Source organism: Rubrivivax albus, from assembly GCF_004016515.1.
GTDB classification, from domain to species: Bacteria; Pseudomonadota; Gammaproteobacteria; order Burkholderiales; family Burkholderiaceae_C; genus Rubrivivax; species Rubrivivax albus.
On sequence record NZ_SACT01000007.1, the window covers coordinates 66,202 to 92,162 of the forward strand.

27 protein-coding genes, 1 tRNA gene and 1 pseudogene are annotated in these 25,961 nt (G+C 68.3%); 17 read left to right on the forward strand and 12 right to left on the reverse strand.

Going from position 1 to position 25,961, the window contains the following annotated elements; all coding sequences use genetic code 11:
- The 3 genes from ENE75_RS18420 to ENE75_RS18430 all read left to right on the forward strand — a co-directional run bounded on the left by ENE75_RS18420 (position 1) and on the right by ENE75_RS18430 (position 3,168).
- Entirely contained in the window at positions 1-609 is a 609-nt protein-coding gene (locus ENE75_RS18420; protein WP_158289000.1) for a sigma-70 family RNA polymerase sigma factor, read from the forward strand.
- Entirely contained in the window at positions 606-818 is a 213-nt protein-coding gene (locus ENE75_RS18425; RefSeq protein WP_128199799.1) for a zf-HC2 domain-containing protein, read from the forward strand. Before ENE75_RS18420 ends, ENE75_RS18425 begins: the two co-directional genes overlap by 4 nt.
- 163 nt (positions 819-981) lie before the next feature.
- Positions 982-3,168 carry a putative bifunctional diguanylate cyclase/phosphodiesterase gene (locus ENE75_RS18430; protein ID WP_158289001.1) on the forward strand — a complete coding sequence of 729 codons (2,187 nt, stop codon included), beginning with the start codon at positions 982-984 and terminating at the stop codon, positions 3,166-3,168.
- On the opposite strand, the gene ENE75_RS18435 is transcribed toward ENE75_RS18430, so the two are convergent.
- The gene (locus tag ENE75_RS18435) at positions 3,154-4,164 is read right to left on the reverse strand and encodes a DUF3179 domain-containing protein (RefSeq protein ID WP_199232351.1); all 1,011 of its coding nucleotides are present in this window, start codon (positions 4,162-4,164) and stop codon (positions 3,154-3,156) included. The two genes, ENE75_RS18430 and ENE75_RS18435, sit on opposite strands and share 15 nt — an antisense overlap.
- A 243-nt stretch (positions 4,165-4,407) precedes the next feature.
- Between ENE75_RS18435 and ENE75_RS18440 the strand changes: the two genes are divergently transcribed.
- The 3 genes from ENE75_RS18440 to ENE75_RS18450 all read left to right on the forward strand — a co-directional run bounded on the left by ENE75_RS18440 (position 4,408) and on the right by ENE75_RS18450 (position 6,743).
- The gene (locus tag ENE75_RS18440) at positions 4,408-4,752 is read left to right on the forward strand and encodes a thioredoxin family protein (RefSeq protein ID WP_233259164.1); all 345 of its coding nucleotides are present in this window, start codon (positions 4,408-4,410) and stop codon (positions 4,750-4,752) included.
- A 221-nt stretch (positions 4,753-4,973) separates the two neighbouring features.
- Positions 4,974-6,350: a glutathione-disulfide reductase gene (gene gorA / locus ENE75_RS18445; RefSeq protein WP_128199802.1), complete on the forward strand. Its 1,377-nt coding sequence runs from the start codon at positions 4,974-4,976 to the stop codon at positions 6,348-6,350.
- Entirely contained in the window at positions 6,351-6,743 is a 393-nt protein-coding gene (locus ENE75_RS18450; protein ID WP_128199803.1) for a thioredoxin family protein, read from the forward strand.
- Between the two features lie 111 nt (positions 6,744-6,854).
- On the opposite strand, the gene ENE75_RS25815 is transcribed toward ENE75_RS18450, so the two are convergent.
- From ENE75_RS25815 to merT, 4 genes are all read right to left on the reverse strand, one after another.
- Positions 6,855-7,067 carry a hypothetical protein gene (locus tag ENE75_RS25815; RefSeq protein WP_375138499.1) on the reverse strand — a complete coding sequence of 71 codons (213 nt, stop codon included), beginning with the start codon at positions 7,065-7,067 and terminating at the stop codon, positions 6,855-6,857.
- Positions 7,068-7,175: 108 nt separating this feature from the next.
- Positions 7,176-8,861, reverse strand: a complete 1,686-nt coding sequence (merA, locus tag ENE75_RS18460) for a mercury(II) reductase (RefSeq protein WP_128199804.1) — start codon at positions 8,859-8,861, stop codon at positions 7,176-7,178.
- A 167-nt stretch (positions 8,862-9,028) separates the two neighbouring features.
- Positions 9,029-9,301: a mercury resistance system periplasmic binding protein MerP gene (merP, locus tag ENE75_RS18465; protein WP_128199805.1), complete on the reverse strand. Its 273-nt coding sequence runs from the start codon at positions 9,299-9,301 to the stop codon at positions 9,029-9,031.
- Positions 9,302-9,314: 13 nt separating this feature from the next.
- Positions 9,315-9,668, reverse strand: coding sequence for a mercuric ion transporter MerT (gene merT / locus ENE75_RS18470; RefSeq protein ID WP_128199806.1), 354 nt, complete (start codon positions 9,666-9,668; stop codon positions 9,315-9,317).
- A gap of 71 nt (positions 9,669-9,739) precedes the next feature.
- Here merT and merR point away from each other — a divergent pair, with 71 nt between their 5' ends.
- Entirely contained in the window at positions 9,740-10,159 is a 420-nt protein-coding gene (merR, locus tag ENE75_RS18475; protein WP_199232352.1) for a mercury resistance transcriptional regulator MerR, read from the forward strand.
- 89 nt (positions 10,160-10,248) lie between these two features.
- On the opposite strand, the gene ENE75_RS18480 is transcribed toward merR, so the two are convergent.
- The gene (locus tag ENE75_RS18480; protein ID WP_158289002.1) at positions 10,249-10,683 is read right to left on the reverse strand and encodes a hypothetical protein; all 435 of its coding nucleotides are present in this window, start codon (positions 10,681-10,683) and stop codon (positions 10,249-10,251) included.
- Positions 10,680-11,114 carry a hypothetical protein gene (locus tag ENE75_RS18485; RefSeq protein ID WP_128199808.1) on the reverse strand — a complete coding sequence of 145 codons (435 nt, stop codon included), beginning with the start codon at positions 11,112-11,114 and terminating at the stop codon, positions 10,680-10,682. Before ENE75_RS18485 ends, ENE75_RS18480 begins: the two co-directional genes overlap by 4 nt.
- A 485-nt stretch (positions 11,115-11,599) precedes the next feature.
- Here ENE75_RS18485 and ENE75_RS18490 point away from each other — a divergent pair.
- The 5 genes and pseudogenes from ENE75_RS18490 to ENE75_RS18510 form a co-directional block, all read left to right on the forward strand.
- Positions 11,600-12,151 (forward strand): annotated as a pseudogene (locus ENE75_RS18490) (class I SAM-dependent methyltransferase); the annotation flags it as partial.
- A 93-nt stretch (positions 12,152-12,244) separates the two neighbouring features.
- The gene (locus ENE75_RS18495) at positions 12,245-12,598 is read left to right on the forward strand and encodes a hypothetical protein (protein ID WP_128199810.1); all 354 of its coding nucleotides are present in this window, start codon (positions 12,245-12,247) and stop codon (positions 12,596-12,598) included.
- A 205-nt stretch (positions 12,599-12,803) separates the two neighbouring features.
- Entirely contained in the window at positions 12,804-13,994 is a 1,191-nt protein-coding gene (locus tag ENE75_RS18500) for a TolC family protein (RefSeq protein ID WP_158289003.1), read from the forward strand.
- A complete protein-coding gene (locus tag ENE75_RS18505) occupies positions 13,991-15,625 on the forward strand; it encodes an efflux RND transporter periplasmic adaptor subunit (RefSeq protein ID WP_128199812.1) in 1,635 nt (544 codons plus the stop codon). Before ENE75_RS18500 ends, ENE75_RS18505 begins: the two co-directional genes overlap by 4 nt.
- Positions 15,622-18,789: an efflux RND transporter permease subunit gene (locus ENE75_RS18510; RefSeq protein WP_128199813.1), complete on the forward strand. Its 3,168-nt coding sequence runs from the start codon at positions 15,622-15,624 to the stop codon at positions 18,787-18,789. The genes ENE75_RS18505 and ENE75_RS18510 overlap by 4 nt, the downstream gene beginning before the upstream one ends.
- Before the next feature lie 367 nt (positions 18,790-19,156).
- Here the strand turns inward: ENE75_RS18510 and ENE75_RS18515 are convergent, their stop codons facing one another.
- From ENE75_RS18515 to ENE75_RS18525, 3 genes are all read right to left on the reverse strand, one after another.
- Complete coding sequence (locus ENE75_RS18515) at positions 19,157-20,218, reverse strand: fatty acid desaturase (protein ID WP_128199814.1); 1,062 nt, start codon at positions 20,216-20,218, stop codon at positions 19,157-19,159.
- Between the two features lie 18 nt (positions 20,219-20,236).
- Positions 20,237-20,992: a helix-turn-helix transcriptional regulator gene (locus tag ENE75_RS18520; protein WP_128199815.1), complete on the reverse strand. Its 756-nt coding sequence runs from the start codon at positions 20,990-20,992 to the stop codon at positions 20,237-20,239.
- 248 nt (positions 20,993-21,240) lie between these two features.
- The gene (locus ENE75_RS18525) at positions 21,241-21,558 is read right to left on the reverse strand and encodes a hypothetical protein (RefSeq protein WP_128199816.1); all 318 of its coding nucleotides are present in this window, start codon (positions 21,556-21,558) and stop codon (positions 21,241-21,243) included.
- Between the two features lie 259 nt (positions 21,559-21,817).
- Between ENE75_RS18525 and ENE75_RS25120 the strand changes: the two genes are divergently transcribed.
- Positions 21,818-22,057, forward strand: coding sequence for a hypothetical protein (locus ENE75_RS25120; RefSeq protein WP_199232353.1), 240 nt, complete (start codon positions 21,818-21,820; stop codon positions 22,055-22,057).
- A gap of 9 nt (positions 22,058-22,066) precedes the next feature.
- On the opposite strand, the gene ENE75_RS25740 is transcribed toward ENE75_RS25120, so the two are convergent.
- The gene (locus ENE75_RS25740) at positions 22,067-22,324 is read right to left on the reverse strand and encodes a helix-turn-helix transcriptional regulator (protein WP_199232354.1); all 258 of its coding nucleotides are present in this window, start codon (positions 22,322-22,324) and stop codon (positions 22,067-22,069) included.
- A 175-nt stretch (positions 22,325-22,499) separates the two neighbouring features.
- A tRNA-Lys gene (locus tag ENE75_RS18535) sits at positions 22,500-22,575 on the reverse strand.
- A 310-nt stretch (positions 22,576-22,885) separates the two neighbouring features.
- On the opposite strand from ENE75_RS18535, the gene ENE75_RS18540 reads away from it, so the two are divergent.
- The 4 genes from ENE75_RS18540 (at position 22,886) to ENE75_RS25820 (ending at position 25,737) form a co-directional block, all read left to right on the forward strand.
- Positions 22,886-23,554 (forward strand): Crp/Fnr family transcriptional regulator, encoded by a 669-nt coding sequence (locus ENE75_RS18540; protein ID WP_158289004.1) that lies wholly within the window; start codon positions 22,886-22,888, stop codon positions 23,552-23,554.
- Positions 23,555-23,779: 225 nt separating this feature from the next.
- Entirely contained in the window at positions 23,780-25,066 is a 1,287-nt protein-coding gene (locus ENE75_RS18545; RefSeq protein WP_128199818.1) for a tyrosine-type recombinase/integrase, read from the forward strand.
- Positions 25,063-25,440 carry a hypothetical protein gene (locus ENE75_RS18550; protein WP_128199819.1) on the forward strand — a complete coding sequence of 126 codons (378 nt, stop codon included), beginning with the start codon at positions 25,063-25,065 and terminating at the stop codon, positions 25,438-25,440. The genes ENE75_RS18545 and ENE75_RS18550 overlap by 4 nt, the downstream gene beginning before the upstream one ends.
- Before the next feature lie 75 nt (positions 25,441-25,515).
- Positions 25,516-25,737: a helix-turn-helix domain-containing protein gene (locus ENE75_RS25820; RefSeq protein ID WP_128199820.1), complete on the forward strand. Its 222-nt coding sequence runs from the start codon at positions 25,516-25,518 to the stop codon at positions 25,735-25,737.
- The last annotated feature ends 224 nt before the right edge of the window (positions 25,738-25,961 follow it).

The following is a 25,961-nucleotide window of genomic DNA, read 5'->3' on the forward strand; positions in this document are numbered from 1 at the left end:
GTGACGTCGAGCGCAGCGACATCCACGCGCACGTCGGAAGGCGAACTCTCGAACGCCGTGCTTCAACCGCTTCGCCAGCGGCTGTTGCGCCACGCCAGGCACGCCCTGGCCAGCACATCGGTGGCCGAGGACCTCGTCCAGGACACCTTGATGGTGGTCGTGGTGGCTGCCGCCGCGCGCCGCGGTGAGTCATCGTTGCAGACCTGGGCCATGGGCATCCTCAAGCACAAGATCGCCGACTGGTACCGATCGCCCGCGCGCCGCGTGACGGTGAGCCTGGACGCCGACGACGAGGCGCTGGAGCGCGACGTCGACGCGCTGTTCGACGCTGCCGGTCGCTGGGCCGAACCGGTAGTGGCCTGGTCACGACCCGATCACGACGAAGAGCGGCGCCAGCTGGTCCGCACGCTCGACGAGTGCCTGAACCACTTGCCCGCGCAAACCGGGCGCGTGTTCGTGATGCGCGAGTGGCTGGGGTTCGAGAACCCGGAGATCGCCGAACGGCTGGGCCTGAGCCCGGACAACATCCGCCAGATCCTGCACCGGGCGCGCATGGGGCTGCGCCAGTGCATGCAGGCCCACTGGACACCGATGGGGAAACCGGCATGAAGCTGATGCACTCGTGCGAAGAGGCCTCGCGCCTGCTGTCGCGCGCGCTGGACGAAACACTGGGCCTGCTGGACCGCTCCCTGCTGCAGATGCACCTGTCGTTGTGCGGCCACTGTTCGGAGGTCGACCGCCAGTTCAAGGCGATGCGCAGCCTGGGTGCCGAGGTCTTTGGCGACGTGGGTGAGCAGCCGGCGGGAGGTGACGTCTGAATGGCGTCATGACCGGGCCTATGTTCCCGGCGTCGATGCGCACACGGCACTCAAGTCCGCCACCCCTCGGCCGAAGTTGACGGCAGGGCCGGCCGACTTGCTGGTGGGCCGATGCTTCCAAGAGATGTCGCAGCCGCCTCCCGCCCCGAGATCACGTCGCCCGATGGCACTGGGTCTGCGCCTGGGCCTGGGGTTCGTCCTCGTCCTCGTGCCGCTGCTTTTCGTCGTGTTGCTGGCCGGCGCCCGCCTGCGCGAGATGCAGCAAGTCTCGGCAGATCTGGTCACGCATGGCATGCCGCGCCTGCTGGCCATGCAGGAACTGGTGGAACATGCCCAGGGACACGGCGCGGCGATGGCCGCACTGCTCACGGCACCACGGAGCGAACGAGAGCACCTCTACCCCGCGCTGGATGCCGAGTCGGCTGCCATGGATCGCCTGATGGCCGCACTGGCCGCCCCGCCTGCCGCGTCGCCGACCGCGTCGCCGGCCAGGTCGCCGGGTGCTGCGCTGGCTGCGGTGGACGAGGCGCGCCATCGGTATCGGGCCGTCTTTGCGGAGGTGGGCGAGCGCCTCGAGGCCGGCGATGCCAGCGGCGCAGCTGCGCTGTTCACCGCCAGCGGGCGGCCGTCGCTGGAGGCCCTCATGCAGCAGGCACGCGCGCTGCGCGCGCAGGAGCAACGGCTGCTGACGGCACGCCAGGCCGAGATGGCCGAGCGCATTTCCCAGGCGGAGTGGCAGCTGGCCGTGCTGTCGCTGGCGGCGCTCGGGCTGGCAGGCCTGCTGGCCTGGCGCTCGACCACCGGTATCACTCGGCCCATGCTGCGCCTGGCCGACATGGCCCGCCGCCTGGCGGCCGGCGACTACAACGCCCGCACGGACCTGCGCGCGACGCGCGAGATCGAACGCGTTGCCACGGCCTTGAACGGCATGGCCGATGCCGTCGCCGCCAGGGACGCCGAGGTCGGCCGCATCGCCTTCGTCGACGCCACCACGGGGTTGCCCAACCGCGCCGCCATCCGCCGCCACCTGGGTGCGCAGGCCGACAGCGGCAGGGCCGTGATCGTGCTCGACCTGGCCCGGCTGAGCGCGGTCAACGACGTGATGGGCTACGAGTCTGGCAACCGGCTGCTGCGCGCCGCAGCGGATCATCTGCTCCAGGTCGCCGACGGCGCGCATCGAGGATCCGACAGCGGGCATGACGGCGAACATTGGCAGCTGGGTTGCCTGGGTGGCGGCGTCTTCGTGCTGGCCGGTCGTGGCGTGGACAGCGAAGCCGTGCAGACCAAGGCCGAGACATTGACACGGGCTTCCAGCCTGGTGCTGGGTCCCGACACCGGCAGCGTGGACCTGCAGTTCGTCGCCGGGCTGGCCTTGTCGACCCCGATCGACACAACTGGGTCAGCTGCAGACGCTGACCGGCTGCTGCGCGACGCCGAGCAGGCGGTTGGCGCCGCGAAGGCGAGTCATCGCACCTGGTCCTGGCACCGGGCGGACGACCCGGCGCAGCGCCAGCGGCAGCTGAACCTGCTCGGCGGCCTGCGCCGCGCCGCCGCCAAGGGCGAACTTCAGATGTGGCTGCAGCCCAAGTGGCCATGTGTGTCGCAGCTCCATGGTGCCTCGCAGATCGAGGGTTTCGAGGCCTTGGTGCGCTGGCGGCACCCTCAGTGGGGCTGGATATCGCCCGCGGAGTTCGTGCCATTCGCCGAGCGGGCCGGCCATGTAGGCCTGATCACCGACGCCATGCTGTCCATGGCGCTGGCGCAGCTGGCGGTCTGGCGACCGACCCATCCGGCATGGCACATTGCCGTCAACGTCAGCACGGCCGATCTGCTGGACCCGGGCTTCGACCAGCGGGTGCGGCGCATCGCGACGCAAGCGGGGGCCCCGCTGCACCGACTGCGCCTGGAGATCACCGAGAGTCGCCTGATGCAGGACGCCGACCGTGTTCTGGAGGTCATGTGCCGCATGCGCGAGGCCGGTGTGCGCTGGTCGATCGACGACTTCGGCACCGGCTATTCGTCATTGGCCTACCTCCAACGCCTGCCGGTGGACGAGTTGAAGATCGACCGCAGCTTCGTGACCGAAGTCGACCTCGACGACACCCGGGCGCGCCTGCTTCGCACCATCGTCGACCTCGCCCGCAGCCTGCAGCTGAAGGTCACGGCCGAGGGCGTGGAGCGCCCCGAGGAACTGAGCCTCCTGGCCGATGCGGGGTGTGACTGCGTCCAAGGCTACCTGCTGGGCCGGCCCATGCCAGCCGCCGACGCCGCAACGTTCACCGCTCCCGCGACGGCAGCATCGCCCGCCGTCGGGGCGACCGCCCTGCGGTCTGCCTCAGCGCTGCCCTGACGTCGGCGGCGCGATCGGCGCTGCCATCGTCGGGCTCTCCATCAGCTCGGTGCGCGGGTGGAAAGCCACCCACGCGAACCAGTACGCCGACATCGACGGCAGCAGCCGCCCCTGGACGTCGCGCACCTCGGCACTGCGCGCGGTGCGGTCGAAGTGCAGCACCACATCCAGCCCGCCCAGGTGGTCGTGCAAGCGACCCTTGCCATCGGCCTGCCGCTCCAGCCAGTCGAACGGGTAGGCCCGGGTCACGCCACCCAGGCGCAGGCCCAGCACCCAGGCGTTGGAGGGGAGCCGGTCGTCCTGGTGCTGCACGGAGAACATGGGCCGCGCCTCGTGCTCGTAGCCGACATAGGGGTCGCGCGCGTAGTTCCGCCGGTGGCCGGTGTCGGTGGACAACACCTGGGTGGCGGGATGCCGCCGGCGCCAGGCGCCCCAGGTCGTGTGCGCCAGCGGCAACGGACGCAGCGTCTCGCCGCGCATCGGCCCTGTGATGGCCTGCATCAGTATCTGCGACCACAGCGACTGCGTCGTGCGGTCATAGAGCAGCACGTCGCTGTTGTAGAGCAGGCCGGAGACACCGAAGTCCAAGGTCCGGCCACCGACCGTGGCATCGAAGGCGACGCCAGTGCCGCACAGCGGGCAGTAGGTGATGGCGACCTGGCGCGTGCCGATGCGATCGTTGACGATCTCGTGCCAGTTCAGGATGCGCACCGGATAGGCCCGCACCTGGCCGTCCAGCGCCAGCCCGAGCACGCGGTCCCGGTCCTGGAGACCGGCGTCTCGCGCCGGCACGAAGCGGGGTGCATCGATCGCCGGGATGCCGTCGCGTGGTGGACCACCGCGCTCGATCGCTTCGGCGGGAACCAGCGCGTTGCGCAGATCGAAGCCGTTTGGGCCGTAGGCCTCGTTCGACGCGGCCTGGGCCGTCGCGCGGCTGGCCCTGCCCCCCAACCAGCCGGCAAAGACCAGCCGTGCCGTCATCGTCCGCCTTCGCATGCTGATCACCTCTTGATGGTTGCAGTGATCCGGGCACGCTGACCCCAAGGTCCGGCTCGGCGCCACCCGGTACGCTGTCGGCCGCCCCTCGACACCTCATGCCGAACCGGCGCCCTGGCCGCATCCAAGATCGGTCGGCGCAATGCGCCATCCCTTACAGGACGCTGGCACGGTCGGGCATCGCCGCCGCGTTGCGCGGCGCGCAGGGTCATGGGCGACACTGCATCCATGACCGACCCCAGAGTGACCGTGCTGGTGGCCTGCCTCTGCGCGGCCTGGTGCCGAACCTGCGACGCCTATGTCGAGACCTTCCAACACCTGCGCACCGAGTTTCCGACGGCACGTTTCGTCTGGGTCGATGTCGAGGACCACGCCGCGCTGCTGGACGACCTGGACGTCGTGGACTTTCCGACGTTGGTGATCGCATCCGGTGACCGGCCGCTCTTCGCCGGCCCGGTGCTGCCCCAGCCCGCTGTCGCATCGCAGTTGATCCGTACGGCCCTGGCGGGTGGGCTCAGCGGCACGGCAAGCATGCCGCCATCCGTCCTGCACGGGTTGCAGCAACTGGCCGCTGTCGATGCCGCATGACACGACCGGTCGTCGGCGGCAGGGTGGTCCTGTAATGAATGCGGACCACTGCACGACCAAGTCACTGGCGTCGCCGCAAGGGCTGGTGAGCGCAGGTCGTCCTGTCACCGCCGGCACGGGTCGATACGGCGAAGCTGGCGGCCGGACGTGTGCCGTTGGCACGTTGCACCAGCATCCGGCGCGACACGAAACGCCTGACACCTCACCCACGGAACCGCTGCATGGGACATGAATTTGATCTGATCGTCGTTGGCGCGGGGTCCGGCGGTGTCGCCGCGGCACGCCGTGCCGCGGCCCACGGCGCCCGCGTGGTGATCGTCGAGGCCGGGCGTGTCGGCGGCACCTGCGTCATCCGCGGCTGCGTGCCCAAGAAGCTGATGATGTACGCCGCCGCCCACGGCCGCGGCATCGCCGAGGCCCGGGCCTACGGCTGGACGGTGGACCTTCCCCGCTTCGACATGGGGCACTGGGCTCGGGCCAAGGCAGCCGAAACCGAACGGCTCGAGACCTTGTACGGGCGCATGCTGGCCGAGGCTGGCGTCACTCTGGTGCGCGGGCACGCCGAACTGCAGTCGGAAGCTGCGGTCCGCGTCGGCGCAAAGGTTCTCCAGGCGCCCCGTATTCTGGTGGCGACGGGCGGCGCGCCGTCACGCGATGCGATACCGGGGCTCGCCGAGGCCATGACCTCGAACGACGTGCTGGACCTCAGCGCGTTGCCGTCCGATCTGCTGGTGATCGGCGGTGGCTACATCGCCGTGGAGTTCGCCAGCATCCTGCAAGGCCTGGGCTGCCCGGTGACGCTGGCCTTCCGCGACGCGCTGCCCTTGCGCGGGTTCGACACCGGCCTGCGCGAGCGGCTGGCCCTGGCCCTGCAGCAGCGTGGCATCACGCTCGCTGGCGGCGTGGCGCTCGCGTCGTTGACGCGCGACGCCGACGGCTTCCGCCTGTTGCGAAGCGACGGTACCGTGCTTCGTGCCGGCGCTGCGCTGAACGCCACGGGCCGCCACCCGGCCACCGATGGCCTGGGGCTTGCCGCGGCTGGCGTGCGCACCGACGAACGCGGTGCCATCGCCGTCGACGCCGACAGCCGCACGAGCACGCCAGGCATCTGGGCGGTCGGTGACGTCACCCAGCGCATGAACCTGACGCCGGTGGCGATCGCCGAAGGGCGCGCCTTCGCCGACACCGAGTTCGGTGCCCGACCCACGCGCGTGGACCACCGCACGATCGCCAGCGCCGTGTTCACGGACCCCTCGCTGGCCACCGTCGGCCTGACCGAGGAAGCCGCCCGCCAGCGCGGCCCGGTCGACGTCTACGAAGCCGACTTCCGCCCCATGAAGACCGCGTTCGCCGGCAGCGAGGAACGGACGTACATGAAGCTGGTGGTCGACGGCCTCGACGACCGCGTGCTCGGTGTCCACATGCTGGGCGCTGACGCGCCGGAGATCGTGCAGAGCCTGGCGGTGGCCATGGTCGCCGGCGCCACCAAGCGCGACTTCGACCGAACCATGGCCATCCACCCGACAGCCGCCGAGGAGTTCGTCCTCATGCGCAGTCCGGTTCGCCGCTGGCCCATGCATGATCGGATGCCGGCCTGAATGTCGACGACCAACGGCGAAGATGTCCGAGGCCATAGGGCCGACCCACCGGCGAGGAAATCCATGTCCCACGTCATTGAACCCGACAGCACCCAGCAGGCACGCGAACTGCTCGGTGCCACCGGCACGCCGGTCCTGGTCGACTTCGCGGCCACCTGGTGTGGTCCCTGCCAGGCTTTCGCCCCCGTGCTGGAGGGATTTGCGGCGGAACGTGCCGCCAACCTTAAAGTGCTCAAGATCGACGTCGGCCACTTCGCCGAACTGGCACGGGAAGTCGGCATTCGAAGTGTGCCGACGCTCATGGTGATCCGCGACGGTGAAGTGCTGGCGGCCAAGGCCGGTGCCTTACCACGACAGGCGCTTGCCGCCTTCGTCGACGGCGCGTTGCGCTGACGAGGCGCGGGTATGCTCAGCAGCGGCGCCTTCAGTGCCGTTGCTCGCACCCTCAGCCGGCCCGGACGTCATGCCCAGCGCGTAACAGGCCACGTCCTGACGGTTGGCCCCCTACGGTTGCCCGGTGTGACCTTTGGCCGTGCGCGTCATCGGGCCGCTGCGAACCACACGTGGTCGCCCCTTGCGCTTGAACACCCGTACCGTACCGGCCGCCGACGCAACGAACAGGCTGGTCAGCGCCAGGACCGCAATCCGCCAGTGCTCGCCGAGGAACTCGCGGGGCGAAGTGCGGCAAGCACGGCGATCCAGATCGACAAGTGGCAAGGACAGGTCGCAGCGGCCAACGCCGCGAGCGGGCAGGCGGCCATGCGTTGCCGCGCGGTGTGCCCGCTCGCAGCCTTCGGACTCGCGTCGGCGCGCACCATACGCCCGTCAGCCGGAGCAGCACGAGAGTTGCTTGACGTCCTTGGTGAAGGTCTGTGCGCAAAGCTTGAGCCCTTCGACCATCGTCAGGTACGGGAACAGCTGATCGGCCAGGTCGTGCACGGTCATGCGCGCGTGCAGCGCAAGTGCAGCGCTCTGGATCAGTTCGCCCGCCTCGGGCGCGACCGTCTGCACACCCAGCAGCCGACCGCTGCCCGCCTCGGCCACCAGCTTGATGAAACCGCGGTTATCGAAGTTGGCCAGCGCGCGCGGCACGTTGTCCAGAGTCAGCGTTCGCGAGTCGACGTCCATGCCCTTGGCGCGCGCCTCGAATTCGGTCAACCCGACGGTGGCCACCTGCGGGTCCGTGAAGACCACGGCCGGCACTGTGTTGAGATCGAGTGCAGCCGCTCCCCCGGTCATATTGATCGCCGCGCGAGTGCCGGCAGCGGCGGCCACGTAGACGAACTGCGGCTTGCCCGTGCAGTCACCGGCGGCGTAGATGTTCGCCACGGTCGTGCGCAACGCCGCATCGACGACGATCGCACCCTGCGCGTCGACAGCCACGCCTGCCGCATCGAGCCCTAGACCATGCGTGGCAGGCGTGCGGCCGGTGGCCACCAGCACACTGTCGGCTCGCAGTTCACCGCCATCGGTCGCGAGAACGAACTCGCCGTCGCTGTGGTTCACCCGGCTGACTTGTGTGTGTTCGAGCACCGTGATGCCCTCGGAGTGGAAGGCCGCCGTCAGGGCCTCGCCGATCGCGGCGTCGTCGCGGAAGAACAGCGTATGGCGCGCGAGCACCGTGACCCTGCTGCCCAGCCGCGCAAAGGCCTGCGCGAGTTCCATGGCCACCGCCGACGAACCGATCACCGCCAGGCGCGGCGGGACAACGTCGCTGGCCAGCGCTTCCGTGGAGGTCCAGAACGGGGTGTCGTTCAAGCCGGCAATCGGTGGGACCGTCGACTGCGCACCGGTGGCGATCAGGCAGCGGTCGAAAGCCAGTTCGCACTCGCCGCCTTCGGCAAGCTTGACGACGAGATGGCCGCCGTCCTTGAAGCGCGCCTCACCGCGCAGCACGGCGATCGCCGGCGTGCGCTCGAGGATGCCCTCGTACTTCGAATGCCGCAGTTCGTCGACGCGGGCCTGCTGCTGCGCGAGCAGGCGAGCCCGGTCGATGACGGGCCTGTCCGCGGCGATCCCCGCGTCGAACGGACTCGCGCGCCGCAGATGCGCCACGTGCGCCGCGCGGATCATGATCTTCGACGGCACGCAACCCACGTTGACACAGGTGCCGCCGATCATGGCGCGCTCGATGAGCGTCACGCGTGCGCCGCGTTCGGCTGCCTTCAGCGCCGCGGCCATCGCGGCGCCGCCGCTGCCGATGACCGCGACGTGCAGCGCCTGGTCCCCGCCGTGCACCTTTCGGCCATCGTCGAGACTGTGGCGCGCCTGGTCAAGCTGGCTGTCACGCGGACGGACGGCCTTCCCGTCTGCGACACGGGCCCTGTAGCCCAGCGCGGTGACGGACGACACGAGTGCCGTCAACGGTGTGTCCGGGGCAAGCACGAGCTTGGCTGTGCCCATGGGGTAGGACACTTTCGCGGATCGCACGCCGAGGACACTCTCTAAGGCCTGAAGGACCCGTGTGGCGCACGCGTCGCAGGTCATGCCGCTAATCACGAGTTCAGTCATGGGATCGCTTTCACCATGAACTGGCACTGCGCTTTCAGGATCGCCTGGCTGGGACGTCGCAGCCCTCGACGCCGCGGCGCCGGATTGACGGTGCGAGCAAGTCACACTGGGAGACCGCGACCATCGCTGCCCGACCGACATGATGGCCTCCTCACCGCTGCTGCGGTTCAGCGCCTGACGGTGGACGGGTAGCCGGCGTTCCCTGTGGCCTCGGTCAGCTTATGCACGCTGGCCTTGGCGTCGTCGAAGCTCACCACGGCCTGGCGCCTCTCGTAGCTCACCTCGACCTTGCTCACACCGTCGATCTTCGAGATCGCTTTCTTGACCGTGATCGGACAGGCCGCGCAGGTCATGCCGGGCACGTCGAGCGTCACGATCTGCGGTACCGCCTGCGCAGCGGCGGCGATGGCGAGCATGGCGGTCAGGAACAGCTTCTTCATCGAGAACTCCGGATCAGTAGAACAACGGAAGGACGTAGGGAAAGGCCAGCGCAATCAGCACCAACGCGCCGACGATCCAGAAGAGGACCTTGTAGGCGGACCGCACCTGCGCAACGGCGCAGACCTCGCCGGGCCTGCAGGCCAACGCTGGCCGATAGATGCGTCGCCATGCGAAGAACATCGCGACGAGCGCGGCACCGACGAAGATCGGCCGATAGGGCTCGAGCACCGCGAGGTTTCCGATCCAGGCGCCGCTGAAGCCCAGGGTGACCAGCACCAGGGGGCCCAGGCAGCAGGTGGACGCCAGTATCGCGGCCAACCCGCCGGTGAAGAGGGCGCCACGCCCGGTCGTCGGTGTTTCAGTCATGCACTTCGCTAGGCAAGTCTCGAGACGTTGGCGTAAGCTTATTTCCGTACTCACGTACGGAGTCAAGCGGCATGGAACGCGATCAGAACCACCCGATGAACGGCCTGACGATCGGGGCTGTGGCCAAGGCAGCCGGGGTGAACGTGGAGACCGTGCGCTTCTACCAGCGCAGGGCCTTGCTGCCCGAGCCCGACCGGCCCTACGGCAGCATTCGGCGCTACGAGGCGGAGGACGTCGCCCGCGTGAAGTTCGTGAAGGCTGCACAGCGCCTGGGATTCAGCCTCGACGAAGTAGCAAGCCTGCTCAAGCTTGACGACGGCACGCATTGCGATGAAGCGCGCCAACTTGCCGAGGGCAAGCTCGCTGACGTCCGCAAAAAGCTGAAGGACTTGCGCCGGATCGAGTCGGCGCTGGCTGGCCTCGTCAGTGGCTGCGGCACGAGGCGGGGCAAGCTGTCGTGCCCCTTGATCGCGACCCTGCACAAGCAGTGATCGCGGCCTGATTCAGCGGTCCATCGCCGGCCGCTCCGGGCCTGGAGGTCGGGCGGCAGCTCGGGCGCGCCCGACTGTCGGAACCGGACTCAGTGGCGCCCCGGAAGCGCGACCTGCACCACCTTGCCGCCGTAGCCGAAGCGGCTGTCGCGGGCCTGGACCACGACGGTGCGCGTTCCGGCTGGAATGGTGACGCCGTGCAGGTCGCGGGTGAAGGGTTGCTCCCCGGCGTGGTCATGCAGCAGCCTGCGCTCGCCGTAGACAGCGCCACGGGTGGAGGTCACGCGGAACGCATCGGCATAGCGCGAAGGCGTGTCGTAGGACGAGGATACGGTAACGTCGAAGTCGAAGCGGCCCGACCCGCTCGCGCGGACCTGGACAGCGACGACATCGGGATACCTCTGCGCCGCTGCGTCCGACGTTTGAGCTTTCACGATCGGGCCGGCCAATCCGAGAGCCGCCAACACAAGCGCCGATGCTTGAAGACATCGACGGCGAGCGGATGCCGTGACCGTCGGCGTCACAGCCAGTACTCCCCGTGCCAGCTGCCACGCCGATGGTCGATCCATACGCGCCTGGGCGCCAGCTTGCTCACGATCGGGCCAGCAAGATCCACCTCGGGCTGCCGCCCGAGGCGATCGGCCAGGTCCATCGAGCAGGCCGAGGAGGTGACCGGGCGGAACACCAGCCTAAGCTGTTCGGTCACTGTGATGGAATCGCCCGCGGGCGCTGACTCGTGGAAATGCACGAACTTCTTGACGAGGCAGGAGAAGTAGAGCTCGAGTTCCACGGTGAGGGGGAGCTCGCGGCGGTCCAGCGCAGCCTGGGCGGCGGCCGACCATTCAACGTACACCGGCTTGCCGTTCACCCGGACGTGCGCTCCATGGCGTCGGCGCCAGCCCCCGAAGAAATGGAACCCTTGCCCCTTGCCGCTGGCGGCGCTGGATCGCTGCATACCAATTCCTCGCGCGGTCGATGACCGCATAGACGAAGCGACACGCCGGATTCTTACGCAGCCTGCCCCGGCCGCAGGACGCTCAGGCGGCGATGAGCGGCTGCGGCGCGTTCTCGGACGTGTTCGAAAATCGCCGCATCTCCTTGGGAGCCATGGGCTTGGCAAACAGATCGCCGCGCTCCCGTCATGGAGACGCGCCGTCCGTAGTCGCCCGCTGCGATGCGGTGGGCTGCTGCCTCGACGTGCCCCATCGGCCGTATCGCGACGACGGTGGTCCGCCAGGCGAGCGTTACCGTCAGGCTCACGGCGACAGCGGCCAACATGGCGCCCCGTTTTAGCCTGCTGACCTGCCTCGAGTGCGGCCACGCCAAGCTCGAGGTCATGCGCGCGTCGGTGATGCCTTGGCAGGCGTAGAGTCTCGGCATGCAGCCGAACACCAGCGTGGCCTTCTTTGACGCCCAGTTCCGGCGTCAGATCGAGGCGGCGGATCGTTGCTCAATCCGTTCGAGCAGATGGCGCTGCCCCATTTGTGCGGCAGCATGCTCGACTACGGTTGCGGGATGGGCAACCTGTCGCTGGCCGCTGCACGCCAGGGCTGCCGCGTCCGAGCGTTGGACGCCAGCGCGGCGGCGATCAACCAACTCCGCCGGATCGCACGTGCCGAATCACTGCCGATCAACGCCACGCAAGCAGACCTCAGGACGCACGTCATTCGCGGCAAGTTCGACGCCGTGGTCTGTATCGGCCTGCTGATGTTCTTCGACTGCCCGACTGCATTTGCCCAGTTGGGACAACTCAAGGCAGCGTTGCGGCCTGGTGGCGTCGCTGTCGTCAACGTGCTGATCGAGGGCACGAGCTACATGGACATGTTCGATCCCTCCGAACACTGCCTGTTCGCGCACGACCAGTTGGTCGACCACTTCGCCGGCTGGCCTATCGAATCCGAGGTCTACCAGGACTTCTCTGCTGAATCGGGGACGAACAAGCGCTTCGCCACGATCATCGCTCGCCGACGTCGTCTGGAGGAACCGAACTGAGGCCGGAGTTCGACGGTACCGCAGCCGCACCGAATGAGACCGCGTGCCGATGGGTCTGGGCAACGCGGCGCCGTACCGCATAGACTTCCGCCCATGCTGAAGAGGCTGCTTGCCATCTTTCTGTGCCTCGGCCTCGTGCTGCAGGCCGGGGCAGTGCCGCCCCTCCATCAGGCACCGTGCCCGATGGAGGAGCACATGCAGGCGGCGCTGGAGGCAGGCGAGGCTCTGCTCGGCGAACTGCCCGATTGCTGTCAGGATCTCCTGACCTTCGCCACGACCGGCAAGGCCTGCAAGGCCCAATTCGACTGCGGCTTCACCGCGGCGATGCCCGGTTCTGTCTCGATCGATGCCAGACCGCCCGGCACATCGGTGCTGCCGCGCGCGTACAAGGCCTGGCTTCCGCCCGTGCCCATCGCTGGGTCCTGGCGACCTCCGGCACTGGGCTGACCCTAGCACGCACGTTGCGTGCGTACGTCGGTGACCCAGTGCCTTGGGCAGTGGGTCAGTCAGTTCATGCGTGCGGTCCGCACCATTCTGCGGCCGCGCCCTCCGGAGGTTTTCCATGCTGAGGTTGCCCCGCTTGTCCAGCGGTGCCAGCGGAGTTTCCGCGCTTGCCCTGCTTCTCATCGCCTGGCCCGCGTCAGGCGCGTCCTTGACTCCGCTCTCGCTGGCCGAAGCCCAGCAGCGTGCCGTCGCCCGGGCGGCGGCGCCGGCCGCCGCGGACCTGCGTGCACGCGCAGCCCGCGAGAAGGCCGTGGCTGCTGCCCAGCGTCCCGACCCCGTGCTGAGCCTTTCGCTCGTCAACCTGCCCGCAGACGGCCCCGACCGCTTCAGCACCACACGCGACTTCATGACCATGCGCTCGGTGTCGCTGATGCAGACCTTCACGCGCGAGGACAAGCGTCAGGCCCGGGCCGACCGCTACCTGCGCGAGGCCGACGCCGAGCAGGCCGAGCAGACCCTGCGGGCGAACGATGTGCGGCGCGAGGTGTCGCTGGCCTGGTTCCAGCGGCGGGCGGCCGAGCAGCGCCTGGCGCTGCTGCAGGCCCAACGCAGCGAAGCGCTGCTTCAGGTCGATGCCGCGGCGGCAGCGCAGCGCGCGGGCCGAGGCAGCAGTGCCGACGTGCTCGTGGCGCGTGACGCGGTCGTGCAGATCGATCAGGCGCTGCTCGCGGCCGAGGCGGCAGTTGCCACGGCACGGAGAAACCTGGCCCGGTGGACGGATGAACCGGTCGAACGGCCGCTTGCCGACGCGCCCACCATGGACCGGCACGGGCTCGTCGATCGACCCTTGGCGGCGCAGTTGGCGCAACATCCCGGTCTGGCGCAGTTGGCGGCCCGCGAGGCCGTGGCGGTTTCCGCCGCCGCGGTTGCCCGAGCCGAGCGCGAGCCCGACTGGAGCGCCGAGCTGATGTTCAGCCAGCGCGGCAGCCGCTACTCGAACATGGTGTCGATCGGCGTGTCGGTACCGCTGCCGTGGGACCGGCCGCAGCGCCAGGACCGCGAGCTCGCCGCCAGTCTGGCGCAGGCCGACGCGCTGCGGGCAGAACGCGTGGAACTCGAACGTCAGGTCCTGGCGATGGTCGAAGGCTGGATCGACGGCTGGCGTGCCGCGCTGGCGCGACTGGCCCTGATTGACCGCGAGCGCGAGCCGTTGGCGCAGCAGCGCGTGGAGGCGGTGCTGGCCGCCTACCGCGGCGGCACGGTCCCGCTCGGCGCCGTGCTCGACGCGCGCCGCTCCGCGCTGGCGCTGCGCATGGAGCGCATCGACATCGAACTCGACGCGGCCCGAGTCTGGGCCGCGCTGGACACCTTGATCCCCGCGGCAGGAGACGCACGATGAAGCGCAGCACTCTCGTCTACGCAGCCGCGGCATTGGCCGCTGCGGCGGGACTCGTCGTGGCCGCCTGGTGGCTGGGCATGCATCAGGGCATGGCGATGATGGCGTCGCCGGCGGCGATCGCTGCGGCGCCGGCCGACCCTTCGCAGTGGACCATCCCACAAGGCGAGGAGGCCACGCGGCGCCACGTCCGCGACGGACTGAAGGCCGGCGACACAGACCCGGTCACCGGGTTGCGGATCCTGAACTATCACGACCCGATGGTGCCTGGCCGCAACTTCGAGGCGCCGGGCAAGTCGCCGTTCATGGACATGATGTTGGTGCCGCGCTACGCCGGTGGCGACCAGGCCGATGCGTCGACCGTCAGCGTCAGCCCGCGCATGCAGCGCAACCTCGGGCTGCGCGCCGCGCCGGTGGTCGAGGGCACGCTCGCACCCGAGGTGGCCGCGGTCGGCAACGTGGCTTGGAACGAACGCCTGCAGCAGGTCGTGGCCGCACGCGCGATGGGCTTCGTCGAGAAGCTGCATGTCCGGGCGCTCTTCGACAAGGTCCGCGCCGGCGCGCCGCTGGTCGAGCTGTACGTGCCCGACTGGGTCGCGGCGCAGGAGGAGTACCTGGCCTTGATCGCCATGCGCGGCGATGGCCTCGATACCTTGCGCGATGCAGCGCTGGCCCGCATGCGGCAGGTGGGCATGAGCGAAGCACTGATCGGGCGCGTGGCGCTCGAGCGCAGGGTGTTGGCGCAGGTGACGATCCAGGCGCCGATCGACGGCGTCGTGACGGAGCTGCCGGTGCGTGAGGGCACGACGGTGATGGCGGGCATGCCGCTGCTGAGGCTGCAGGGCACCGCCAGTGTGTGGGCCGAGGGCGAGGTGCCGGAGAGCCAGGCGGCGGCGCTGGCGCCGGGCATGGCGGTGACGGCGACGAGCCCGGCGCTGCCAGGGCGGACCTTCGAAGGCCGCGTGCAGTCACTGCTGCCCCAGGTCGACCCGGCTACGCGCACCCGCCGCGCGCGGCTCGAACTCGTGAACGCCGGTGGACCGCTGGTGCCGGGGATGTTCGTCGAGATGCGCTTCGCCACGCCTGCGCGTTCACCGACCCTGCTCGTCCCCATCGACGCCGTGATCCACACCGGGCGCCGCAGCGTGGTGATGCTGGCCGAGGACGGCGGGCGCTTCCGGCCGGTGGAGGTGCGCACAGGCCGAGAGACCACCGACCAGGTCGAGATCCTCGCCGGCCTGCAGGCCGGCCAGCAGGTCGTGCTGTCGGGGCAGTTCCTGGTCGACTCCGAAGCCAGCCTAAGGGGCCTGGAGGTTCGCCTGAACGCCGGGGAGCCCGGTGCGGCGGTGCCGCCTTCGGCCGCGCCGTCGCCCGCCGCCCTGCCGACCCACCGCACCGATGCCCGCGTCGAGGCCGTCGATGGCGACACCGTGACGCTGGACCACCCACCGATCGCGTCGCTGCAATGGCCGCAGATGGTGATGGACTTCAGGCTGCCTCCGCACTCGCCCGCCGGGCTGTCGCCCGGCGACCGCGTGCGCGTCGAGTTCCGCATGCAGGAAGGCGACGTGCCGCAGATCACGGCGATCGAGCGGCTGACCGCGCCGATGGGTGGCACTGGGGGAACGCGATGATCGCCGCGCTGATCCGCTGGAGCCTGGCCAACCGCTTCCTGGTGCTGGTCGCCAGCGTGCTGCTCACCGCGTGGGGGCTAGTCGCGCTCTCGCGCACGCCGCTGGATGCGCTGCCCGACCTGTCGGATACCCAGGTCATCATCCGCACGACCTGGCCGGGCCAGGCGCCGCAGTTGGTTGAAAGCCAGGTCACCTACCCGCTCACGACGACCATGCTGTCGGTGCCCGGCGCCAAGGCGGTGCGCGGTTTCTCGATGTTCGGCGACAGCTTCGTCTACGTCATCTTCGACGACGGTGTCGACCTGTACTGGGCCCGGTCGCGGGTGCTGGAGTACCTGAACCAGGCGCAGTCACGGCTGCCGTCGACGGCGCGCTCGTCGATCGGGCCGGACGCCACCGGCGTCGGCTGGATCTACCAGTACGCCCTGGTGGACCGCAGTGGGCGGCACGACCTGGCCGACCTGCGCGCGTTGCAGGACTGGTTTCTGCGCTTCGAGTTGAAGACCGTGCCGGACGTCGCGGAGGTCGCCACCGTGGGCGGCATGGTGCGCCAGTACCAGATCGTGCTCGACCCCGACCGGCTCGCCGCTCACCGCATCACGCAGGCCATGGTCGCCGACGCGGTGGCGCGCGCCAACCAGGAGGCCGGCGGCTCGGTGATCGAGCTCGGCGAGGCCGAGTACGCGGTGCGCGCCCGCGGCTACCTGACGTCGCTCGACGACTTCCGGGCCATCCCGCTGCGGACCACCGAGGCCGGCGTCTCCGTGCGCCTGGGCGACGTGGCGCGCATCCGGCTCGGCCCCGAGATGCGGCGCGGGATCGGCGAACTCGACGGCGAGGGAGAGGCCGTCGGCGGCGTGATCGTCATGCGTTCCGGCAAGAACGCGCTGTCGACGATCTCCGCCGTCAAGGCGAGGCTGGCCGAGTTGCAGCGCGGACTGCCCGAAGGCGTCGAGATCGTGCCGGTCTACGACCGCTCCGGCCTGATCGAGCGGGCGGTGAACAACCTGGCCGGCAAGCTGGTCGAGGAGTTCGTCGTCGTCGCGCTGGTGTGCCTGGCGTTCCTGTTCCACCTGCGCAGCGCCTTCGTTGCAGTGGTCTCGCTGCCGCTGGGGGTCCTGGCCGCCTTCGTCGTGATGCAGCAACAGGGCATCAACGCGAACGTGATGTCGCTCGGCGGCATCGCGATCGCGATCGGCGCGATGGTCGACGCCGCGATCGTGATGATCGAAAACGCGCACAAGCATCTGGAACGCTGGCAACACCAGCACCCTGGGCAAACGCTGCCCGACGAGCAGCGCTGGCACGTCATTGGCCGCGCCGCTGAGGAGGTGGGCCCGGCGCTGTTCTTCTCGCTGCTCGTCATCACACTCAGCTTCGTCCCGGTGTTCGCGCTCGAGGCCCAGGAAGGCCGGCTGTTCGCGCCACTGGCCTACACCAAGACCTACGCGATGGCCGCGGCGGCCGGCCTGGCGGTGACGCTGGTGCCGGTACTGATGGGCTACCTGATCCGCGGCCGCATCCCGCCGGAGACGGCCAACCCGTTGAACCGAGGCCTGATCGCCGTCTACCGGCCGCTGCTGGAAGGAGTCATCCGATTTCCCCGGATCACGCTGGCAGCGGCGGCTCTGGTCCTGATCGGCAGCCTGTGGCCTCTGCAGCACATCGGCAGCGAGTTCATGCCGCCGCTGGACGAGGGCGACCTGCTGTACATGCCAACCGCGCTGCCGGGTCTGTCGGTGGCCAAGGCGGCGGAACTTCTGCAGCAGACCGATCGCCTGATCAAGACCGTGCCCGAGGTGCAAAGCGTCTACGGCAAGGCCGGCCGTGCCGAGACCGCCACTGATCCGGCGCCGCTGGAAATGTTCGAAACCACGATCCAGTTCAAGCCCCGCGACCAATGGCGGCCTGGCATGACGCCGGACGCCCTCGTCGAGGAGCTGGACCGCATCGTGCGTGTGCCGGGCCTGGCCAACATCTGGGTGCCGCCGATACGCAACCGCATCGACATGCTGGCCACCGGCATCAAGAGTCCGGTGGGCGTCAAGGTGGCCGGCCCCGACCTCGCGACGATCGACCGCCTGACGGCACAGATCGAGGGCGCGGTGAAGCCGGTGCCCGGCGTCAGCAGTGCGCTGGCCGAGCGGCTGACCGGCGGGCGCTACATCGACGTCGACATCCGGCGCGACGCCGCGGCGCGCTTCGGGCTGAACATCGTCGACGTGCAGGAGATCGTGGCCGGGGCGGTGGGCGGCATGAACATCGGCGAGACGGTCGAGGGGCTGCAGCGCTTCCCGATCAACCTGCGCTACCCGCGCGAGTGGCGCGACTCGCTTGCGGCGCTGCGCACGCTGCCAATCGTCACGCCGAGCGGGCAGCGCCTGGTGCTGGCCGACGTCGCCGAGATCCGCATCACCGACGGCCCGCCGATGCTGCGCAGTGAGAACGCGCGGCTGGCGGGCTACGTCTACGTCGACATCCGCGGCCGCGACCTGCGCGGCACGGTGCGCGACATGCAGAGCGCCGTGGCCGAGAAGGTGGCGCTGCCGCCGGGGTACTCGGTCAGCTGGTCGGGCCAGTTCGAGCACCTGCAGCGTGCGGTTGCCAAGCTCAAGCTGGTGTTGCCGTTCACGCTGCTGATCATCCTCGTGCTGCTGGTCATGACCTTCCGCAGCGTCGGTGAAGCCCTGCTGATCATGGCCACCCTGCCGCTGGCCCTGGTGGGCGGCGTGTGGCTGCTGTGGGCGCTGGGGCACAACCTCTCGGTGGCCGGAGCCGTGGGGTTCATCGCGCTGGCCGGTGTGGCCGCGGAGTTCGGCGTCATCATGCTGCTGTACCTGAAGCAGGCCTGGGCCGAACGGGTAGCCACGGGTCGCACTGGCGAAGCGGACCTGCTGGATGCCGTGCGTGAGGGTGCCGTGCTGCGGGTACGCCCGAAGGCGATGACCGTGGCCACCATCGTGGCTGGTCTGCTGCCGCTGTTCTGGGGTTCGGGCACCGGCAGCGAGGTGATGCAGCGCATCGCCGCGCCGATGGTCGGCGGCATGGTCAGCGCGCCGCTGCTGTCGATGTTCGTGATTCCTGCGGCCTATGTGCTGATGCGGCGCCGGCGTGCACCCGCCGTTGCCCTTTCTTCGGGAGACCCTGCTCATGCAACGACGTGACCTGATGAGAGCTGCCGCGCTAGCCCTGTTGACCGCCTGAAGCGAGGCCCGCGTTGAGCCCGCGCCACGGCCGATCCGCGCGGCCGACGTCACCGTCGCGACGGCAGGGGAGCCGACGATTCCGGTAAGGGTCTATGGCGGGCAACTAAAGGGCCCTTCGCTGTGCTGACGGCGCGGCGACGTGCTCGAATTCAAACTGGTGATTGGCCCGTCCAACACAGCCTGTCCGCGCCAACGGAACTTTGATCGGTTAGATGTCGGTTGGCGACAAGCCACTGAGATCGATGCAGACTCGCTGATCATCACCTTTGTCGTCGGGCGCGACGGGAGACGAGCCACTGTCTCGGTCAACGAGCGACCAGGATGTCTAGCCGACGAAGCAGGTCACCCGCCGCCCCGCGGAGCGGTGTTTCGTCGGATCGTCGCGCCAACGGGCCAGTGCGGGCCTCATGAGCCGGAACCAGATCGAGGGTACCAGGCTCGTGAACATCAACACGACGTACCCAGCCGGAAGGCGGGGCGACCCCGGCACTAGGGACAAGCGGTAGTACGGTAGCCGAGATTCCCTGTGGTGAATGTCGTGCAAGCTGATGTTTAACGTGATCCACGCCTGGAACCGGCAGTCGTCCTCCCATCCACGCCCATAGGAGACCGCGCTACCGAGGGAGTCCTCGCCCAGGCCCCAGTGCTGGATGTAGGTGATGATCTGCACGCCAACGGCGACGCCCAGCGCCGTTGCGGCGAACGTGATGCCGCCAGGCCATCCAGCGATCGTGACGAAGCCCATGGCTGCGACCGCAGTGGCCCCCAGGGCCCATCGGATGCGCTTGGTCGTAGCGCCGGTATGAAGCGGAGCCCAGACCTGAGAACGCCGTCCGAGGAACTCGGCTGCTATCCGCAAAAGCCGACGCGTTGCGAAGGACCAGACGCTCTCGTCCAGGGCGGGAACCTCGGCCACGTGCACCTGGCCGGGTCGCGCATGGTGGGCAAGGTGCTCTGCACCAAGCACCGGGTACCCGCACATACCCGCAAGCAAATGCCCAAGCATGGCCTCGGCAGGATGGCGTCGATGGATGAGTTCATGCACAACACAGGTCGCGAAGAGCCCCGTCATCCACAGGCTCAGTGCGAAGCCGACCCAGTCGAGCGCGCTGGCGTTGCCAGCCATCACCGACAGCGAACCGACCACGCTCGACAAGTAGACGGGCACGTACGCCAGAGGCAGTTTGTCGAGGAACGTTGCCAGCCACTCGCTCCACGTATACGCGTTTGGCCTCATCGCACCGAACAGCACGCGCAGGAGCGAGAACACGACGACGACGGCACCGAAGGCGAGCCATGGCAGGCCCGCCACCACACCTGCCCACAACAGCAGTGGCATCAAGAACATCGCCAGATACCCGGCGGCGCTGCAGCACTGTCGCAACATGCCGTTCTCCTGTTGGGGTCAGATCAGTCCGTACTCCGCAGCCAACTGAGCAGCAGCCTTCCGATTGGGCACCCCCAGCCGGGCGTTCATACGCTGGAAGCGCGAGTTGATGGCATTGGCCGACAGGTCGACCATGCTGGCAATGGCCTTGGTGCACAGGCCACTGCGCTCATGACGAAGCAGAAGCAGGTCCTCGTCGGTCAAGCGCGCCATGGACAGCAACTCGGTCTTGAGGCGTTCGATCCACCAGCCATGGAGTTCCATGGCCAGTGCACGCGACAACGCTCGCAGCAACGGGAACGTGTCGGCGTCGAAGAACGACGCCTGCGCTGAACCTAGGCACAAGACACCCAGTCTGGACAGGTGACCGCTGGCAGGTGCCGGCACGATCAAGGCGTCCTGGAATCCAAAGGCGCCTGCCAGCGCCACGATCTCGCGCTGCTGCTGGGACTTGACCTCGATGTCACGCGCTAGCGCGGGTTCGGTATGCTCCCGCGCGTAGGCCAGCCAAGGATCGCTGGCGTACCAGGCACGTTGCTCGTACTCGGCGCACCAGACCGGGTCGCAGGCAAGCAGGAATCGGAAGGCATCGTGCGTGTCATCGTCCTTGACGAAGCTGACGAAGGCCGCAGCATCCGCGCCGACAGCGGCGACACAGCCGCGCAAGAGTCCCAGGGCTTCGGCCTCGTCCCGCGCGGCGGCAATCCTTGCCGTGATCGCTGCCATCGCCGTCGCGAACGCGGGAAGCGCGATGGTGTCATCTGGCGGCAGCATCGGTCTCCGTGGCGCGGAATGCCAGCTCGGCTGCACGCGCCAGGGAAGCGTGCAGCACCGGACTGTCGAACCGGAGGGGATCTGCGTCGCGCCAGCGTCGGAATGACTCCGGCGACTCGAATATCACGGCCTGGGTGAGATGCCCTGTCCGAGGGCACTGGACATCACGCTGCAGATACACACCCCCTCGAATCGCACGAACAACGAACCGTATCCGGCCGTCCTGGCTGGCGACCGTGGTCGCCCGATCATTCGAGCAGTTGGTCCTCGAGCCTGCCATCGTCGTCATCGCATCCAAACCTCGTGTCGCAGACGGAACAACGGGCAGCGGCAACCTGCTCGGCTGTCGGCCGGCCCGGCCAGGTGATGACGTTTTCTTCTGTGCAGTGAGAGCACTCGAACACCAGCCGGTGAAAGGGCATGCGGCAAGCATCGCACCGCAGCGTTACAACGGTCTCGTTGTCGAGCGCTTCGAAGCTGTCGTCGTCCTGCGCGCCGCAGTGCGGGCACTGCGTGCTGAGGGTATCGACATCAACGATCGGGTCGTGAAGATCGGAACCGGACATCGTTGGCCTCCGTGTCTTCCACAGCTTCTGCACAACCCTATCAACAGATGCTGTGGATACCAACGTTCGCCGGCCCCAGGAGTGCATCGAGACGTTACGAGCGTGCGCCTGGGTCACGAAACGACACCGTGTCGGTTCTGCCCCCATCGCTCACCGAGTAGCGTCGGCACGTGTTCTCGGAGCACACCGCATGTGGCCATTCATTCCCGCCCCTCCGCTGCCGGCCAGATCACTCTGGCCTGGTCGCAGGGTTGCTGGCGTGATCGACGCGCTTGCGTGGCCCGGCGCCGTCACTTTGGCCGCCTCAACCATGGTCCCGGCGCCGGGGGTGATCCTGCCGGCATTCCTGGTGCTCTGTTGCTCCGTCGCATGGGCATGCGCAAGGCGGGCATGGCGCCGGAACAGCAACTATCGATTCACCACGTGGCGCATTGCCATCGCAATTGCATGGGTGATCGTGCTGGCCCAGACCTTTGGGATGGCAACCAGCCTGAACTGAGGCGTACGGTCAGTGGTCGACCGAGGCGAGGGACTCGCTCCATCGATCCAGATCCTCGCGGCGCCATCCAACCGCACGACCTGTCAAGCGAACCGGCGGTGGAAACTGCCTGGCAGCAATCATGCGGTAGATCGTCGACCGGCCAAGTCCGGTTCGGGCCAGAACGGCCGACATGCGAAGGATCTGGTGCCGAGGGGTGCCACCGCCGGTTCGCTCGGAACCGTGGCGGTCCAGTTCATCGACGATGTTCGGCCAAGGTTGCCCCATGGCATCGACTGTAGGATCGAGCGAGAGGACTCAGACCGATGAATTCACGCCCAGAACATGCGCGCAACGCACACGGCATAAAAGGGGCTAACGCCGATTCGGACACAGATCGGACAGCGCTGATTGCTGCCGTCCTGCGGTCAGTGGCCACTTCGCCGCCAGACCGCATGAAATATGGTGGGCCCTGTAGGATTCGAACCTACGACCAACGGATTAAGAGTCCGCTGCTCTACCAACTGAGCTAAGAGCCCTTTTAGTTCAGCCCGCGAGTATAGCGCACCGTGCCTGCGCCGGAGAAGCCGATGCGCTCATCGACGGCTTGCGCCTGGCCCATCACGTTGGCCCGCCAGCAACTGCCCGTCCGCCCTTGACCGTGAAATCGGCAACCGGGCGGTATCCCGTGGAACATGGACGGGGGCCCCATCCCGGCCGTCACAATCGACCACCTGCACCGTGGCCGTTGGCCTCCGCTGTCGGCACTGTCCGGCATTCGTCCCCATGCATCGCCCGCCGTCATCCGCCGCCCCACCCGCCAGCCAGTTGCTGCCGGAGGAAGCCGCCGTGTTCCACCGCAACCGTTGGTTCGGCCGCCTGCCCGAGGTGGTGCGCCACCAGGTGCTGGCGCTGTGTCGCGTGCAGCGCCTGCCGGCTGGTCACGTGCTGGCCCGCCGCGGCGACCCTGCCGGCGCGTGGTACGGGGTGGCCGCCGGTGCGCTGAGCCTATGCTCGGTGCTGCCGGACGGCCGGTCGTTCCGGCTCAACGTGATCGGGCCCGGCCGCTGGTGGGGCGACATCGCCGTCATCGACGGCAAGGTCCAGGACCTGGACATCCAGACGCAGATGGCCACCACGCTGCTGTCCTTGCCCCGTGCCGACATGCTGGACCTGATGCAGGCCCGGCCCGACCTGCGCGACGCCTTGCTGCAACTGCAGTGCGAACGCCTGCGTCACCTGTTCCGGCGCACCGAGGAGTTGCAGGCCCTGCCGCTGCACCAGAGCGTCGCCCGCCTGGTGCGGCGACTGGGGCGGGAGTTCGGCCAGGCGGGCGAGCATGGCCTGTGCATCGACCTGAACCTGACGCAGAGCGATCTGGCGGCCATGATCGGCGCCAGCCGCCAGCGTGTGAACGCCAGTCTGCGCCAGTTGCACAAGCAGCAGGTGATCGAGCTGCAGAGCACCCGCCTGTGGATCCGCGACGAGGTCGCGCTGCGCGCGATTGCCGACGCCTGAAAGCGCAACGCCACCGGATCCGGTGGCGCTGTGGCTCGATGCTGGGTGTGGTGGGTCGTGCAGGATTCGAACCTGCGACCAACGGATTAAAAGTCCGAAGAGCCATCCCAGGCACTTGAACTAAGCTGTTGTTTTCATTGCGCTTTCGTTTGTACGCGTTCGCCTCTAGTTTTCCTGTTTGACCGTCAATCCGCCTACACTGGCGCCTACACGGGAGAACAGCGGATGAATGCAGCGGACAACCCCACTCAAAACCCGGCGCCTACACGGACCCTGCCTACACGGGCCGCAGCGGCGCGCCTGACCGAGCGCAAGGCCTTGGCCTACCCGGCACCGGCGACGGGCTACACGCTGCACTGGTGCCCCCACACGCGCGGGTTTGGCGTGCGTGTGACTGCCAACGGCGCGCGAGCCTGGGTGTCCGAGCGCAGGGTCAACGGCAAGACAGTTCGGCGCACGTTGGGCAAGGTCTCCGGCTGGGGTGCAATCAGTGCCGACGCCGCGCGCCGCCTCATGGTCGAGATCAGCAGCGAACTGCAGCGCGGGATCGACCGGTTGGAGGAACAACGCACCGAGCGCGAAGAGCGGAAGAACTCGACCGAGGCCGAGGCCCTGACCCTTGAGAAAGCCGTCGCACAGTACGTGAAGGAGAAGAAGCGAGGCAAGGACTCCAAGCACCTCAAGGAACGCACGAAGGCCGACTATCTGTCGATGGTGGCCGCCCCAGGCGAGACAAAGACCGGCGCGCCGACCCTGGCCGGCGAACTGCACGCGCTGGCCGCCAAGCCACTGACCAAGATCACCGCCGACGAAGTGCGCAGCGTGTACCGGGCAGCATCGGCGCGCGGCGCGCGGCGCGCCACGTACGCCATGCAAGTGCTGCGCGCCGTGCTGAACTGGCACGGCGTGAAGGTACCCGGCAGCCCGTTGAACCGCGACGTTGCCGGGAAGGATCGCATCATGCTGGCGCCGACCGCAGGCGACCCGCGACCGATCCCGCCCGAACGACTCGCCGCCTGGTGGCAGGCCGCGACAGTGCAGAGCCGCGAGGCCGCCGACTTCTATCGCGTCATGCTGCTGACCGGCGCGCGAGGCGGAGAGCTCAAGGCCGTGACCGTTCGCGACGTTGACGCCGAGGGCGGCCGCGTGGTGCTGCGCGACACGAAGAACCGCACCGATCACACGCTGCTACTGGCCACACAGACGGCCGCCATCATCGCGCCCTACCTCAAGGGCAAGCGGGCCGGGTCGAAGCTGTTCACGATCGGCGACCCGCGCAAGACGCTGGCCACGATTAACACCGCGGCCGGCGTGAAGATCACACCACACGACCTGCGCGCTACCTTCGCCAGCGTGGCCGAAGAACTGGTCTCGGCGTACACGCTCAAACGCATGCTGAACCATGCCGAGTCAGGCGACGTGACCGGCGCCTACTACGTCGGCAAGAGCGAGGCGCAGCTGCGGGCCGGGTGGCAAGCCGTGGCCGACTTCATCGCGGGGGGCAAGCAATGAGACGCGCACCGCGCAAGGTGGCCGCCGAACGGTGGGCACAGATCGCTGCAGGGGATTTCTCCCTGGAGAACCGGCAGTGGTTGCAGCAGGTAGCGCGCGACCTACTGAAGGCTGAAGCGATCGGCTACCAGAACGACAAACGCATGGAGATTTGCGCCGCTGTGGGGTTCGCTCACCGAGGCGAAGAATCGGTCATCCCCGACATCGTCGAGATCGTCCGCAACATGCCGCCGGACTACTACGACGAACCGAGCCACCGACGCGAACTTGAAGTTACCGTGCGCAAGATGCGTGGCGACCCACCGGGCTTGAGCATCGAAGCAATCCGCGCTCAGATTAAGCGCGCCCGAGACCACGTCAAGCGCTGGCCCTAGTGTGGCATCTTGGGTGTACCCCCATGAGCACCCCAGACGTCAAAAAATGCGCCTCATACGAATGGAGGCGCAGCAATGCAAACCGCTACCGACCGACTGGCAGTCGACGAACACGAAGCCGCCGAGCTACTCGGCATAAGCGTTCACACGCTGCGGAAAGACCGCACCAAGGCACGTCGGATCCCGTTCTTCAAGATCGGAGGATCCGTGCGCTACAGCGTCGACAGGATCCGCGCCGCGCTGGCCGAGTATGAACACGGTGGGCCCCAGACGGTAAGCCGTAGGGTCGGACGCTGACCGTGGGTCCAGTCATGACGCCGAAATGGCGCCACGTGGTGTGCATCCACGAGTCTGCCCACGCGGTTGTCCACGCGCTTTGCGGGACGTCCGTTGTCCGACTCTCCGTCGCCCCTGAGGGGGCAAGCACGTGGTCCTTCATCGATCGGGGCGGCAAGGTCCGAAACGACCTCTGGGGAGTGTGTGAGCCCAGCGTGTTCACCGCCGGCTTCCTCTTGCGATGG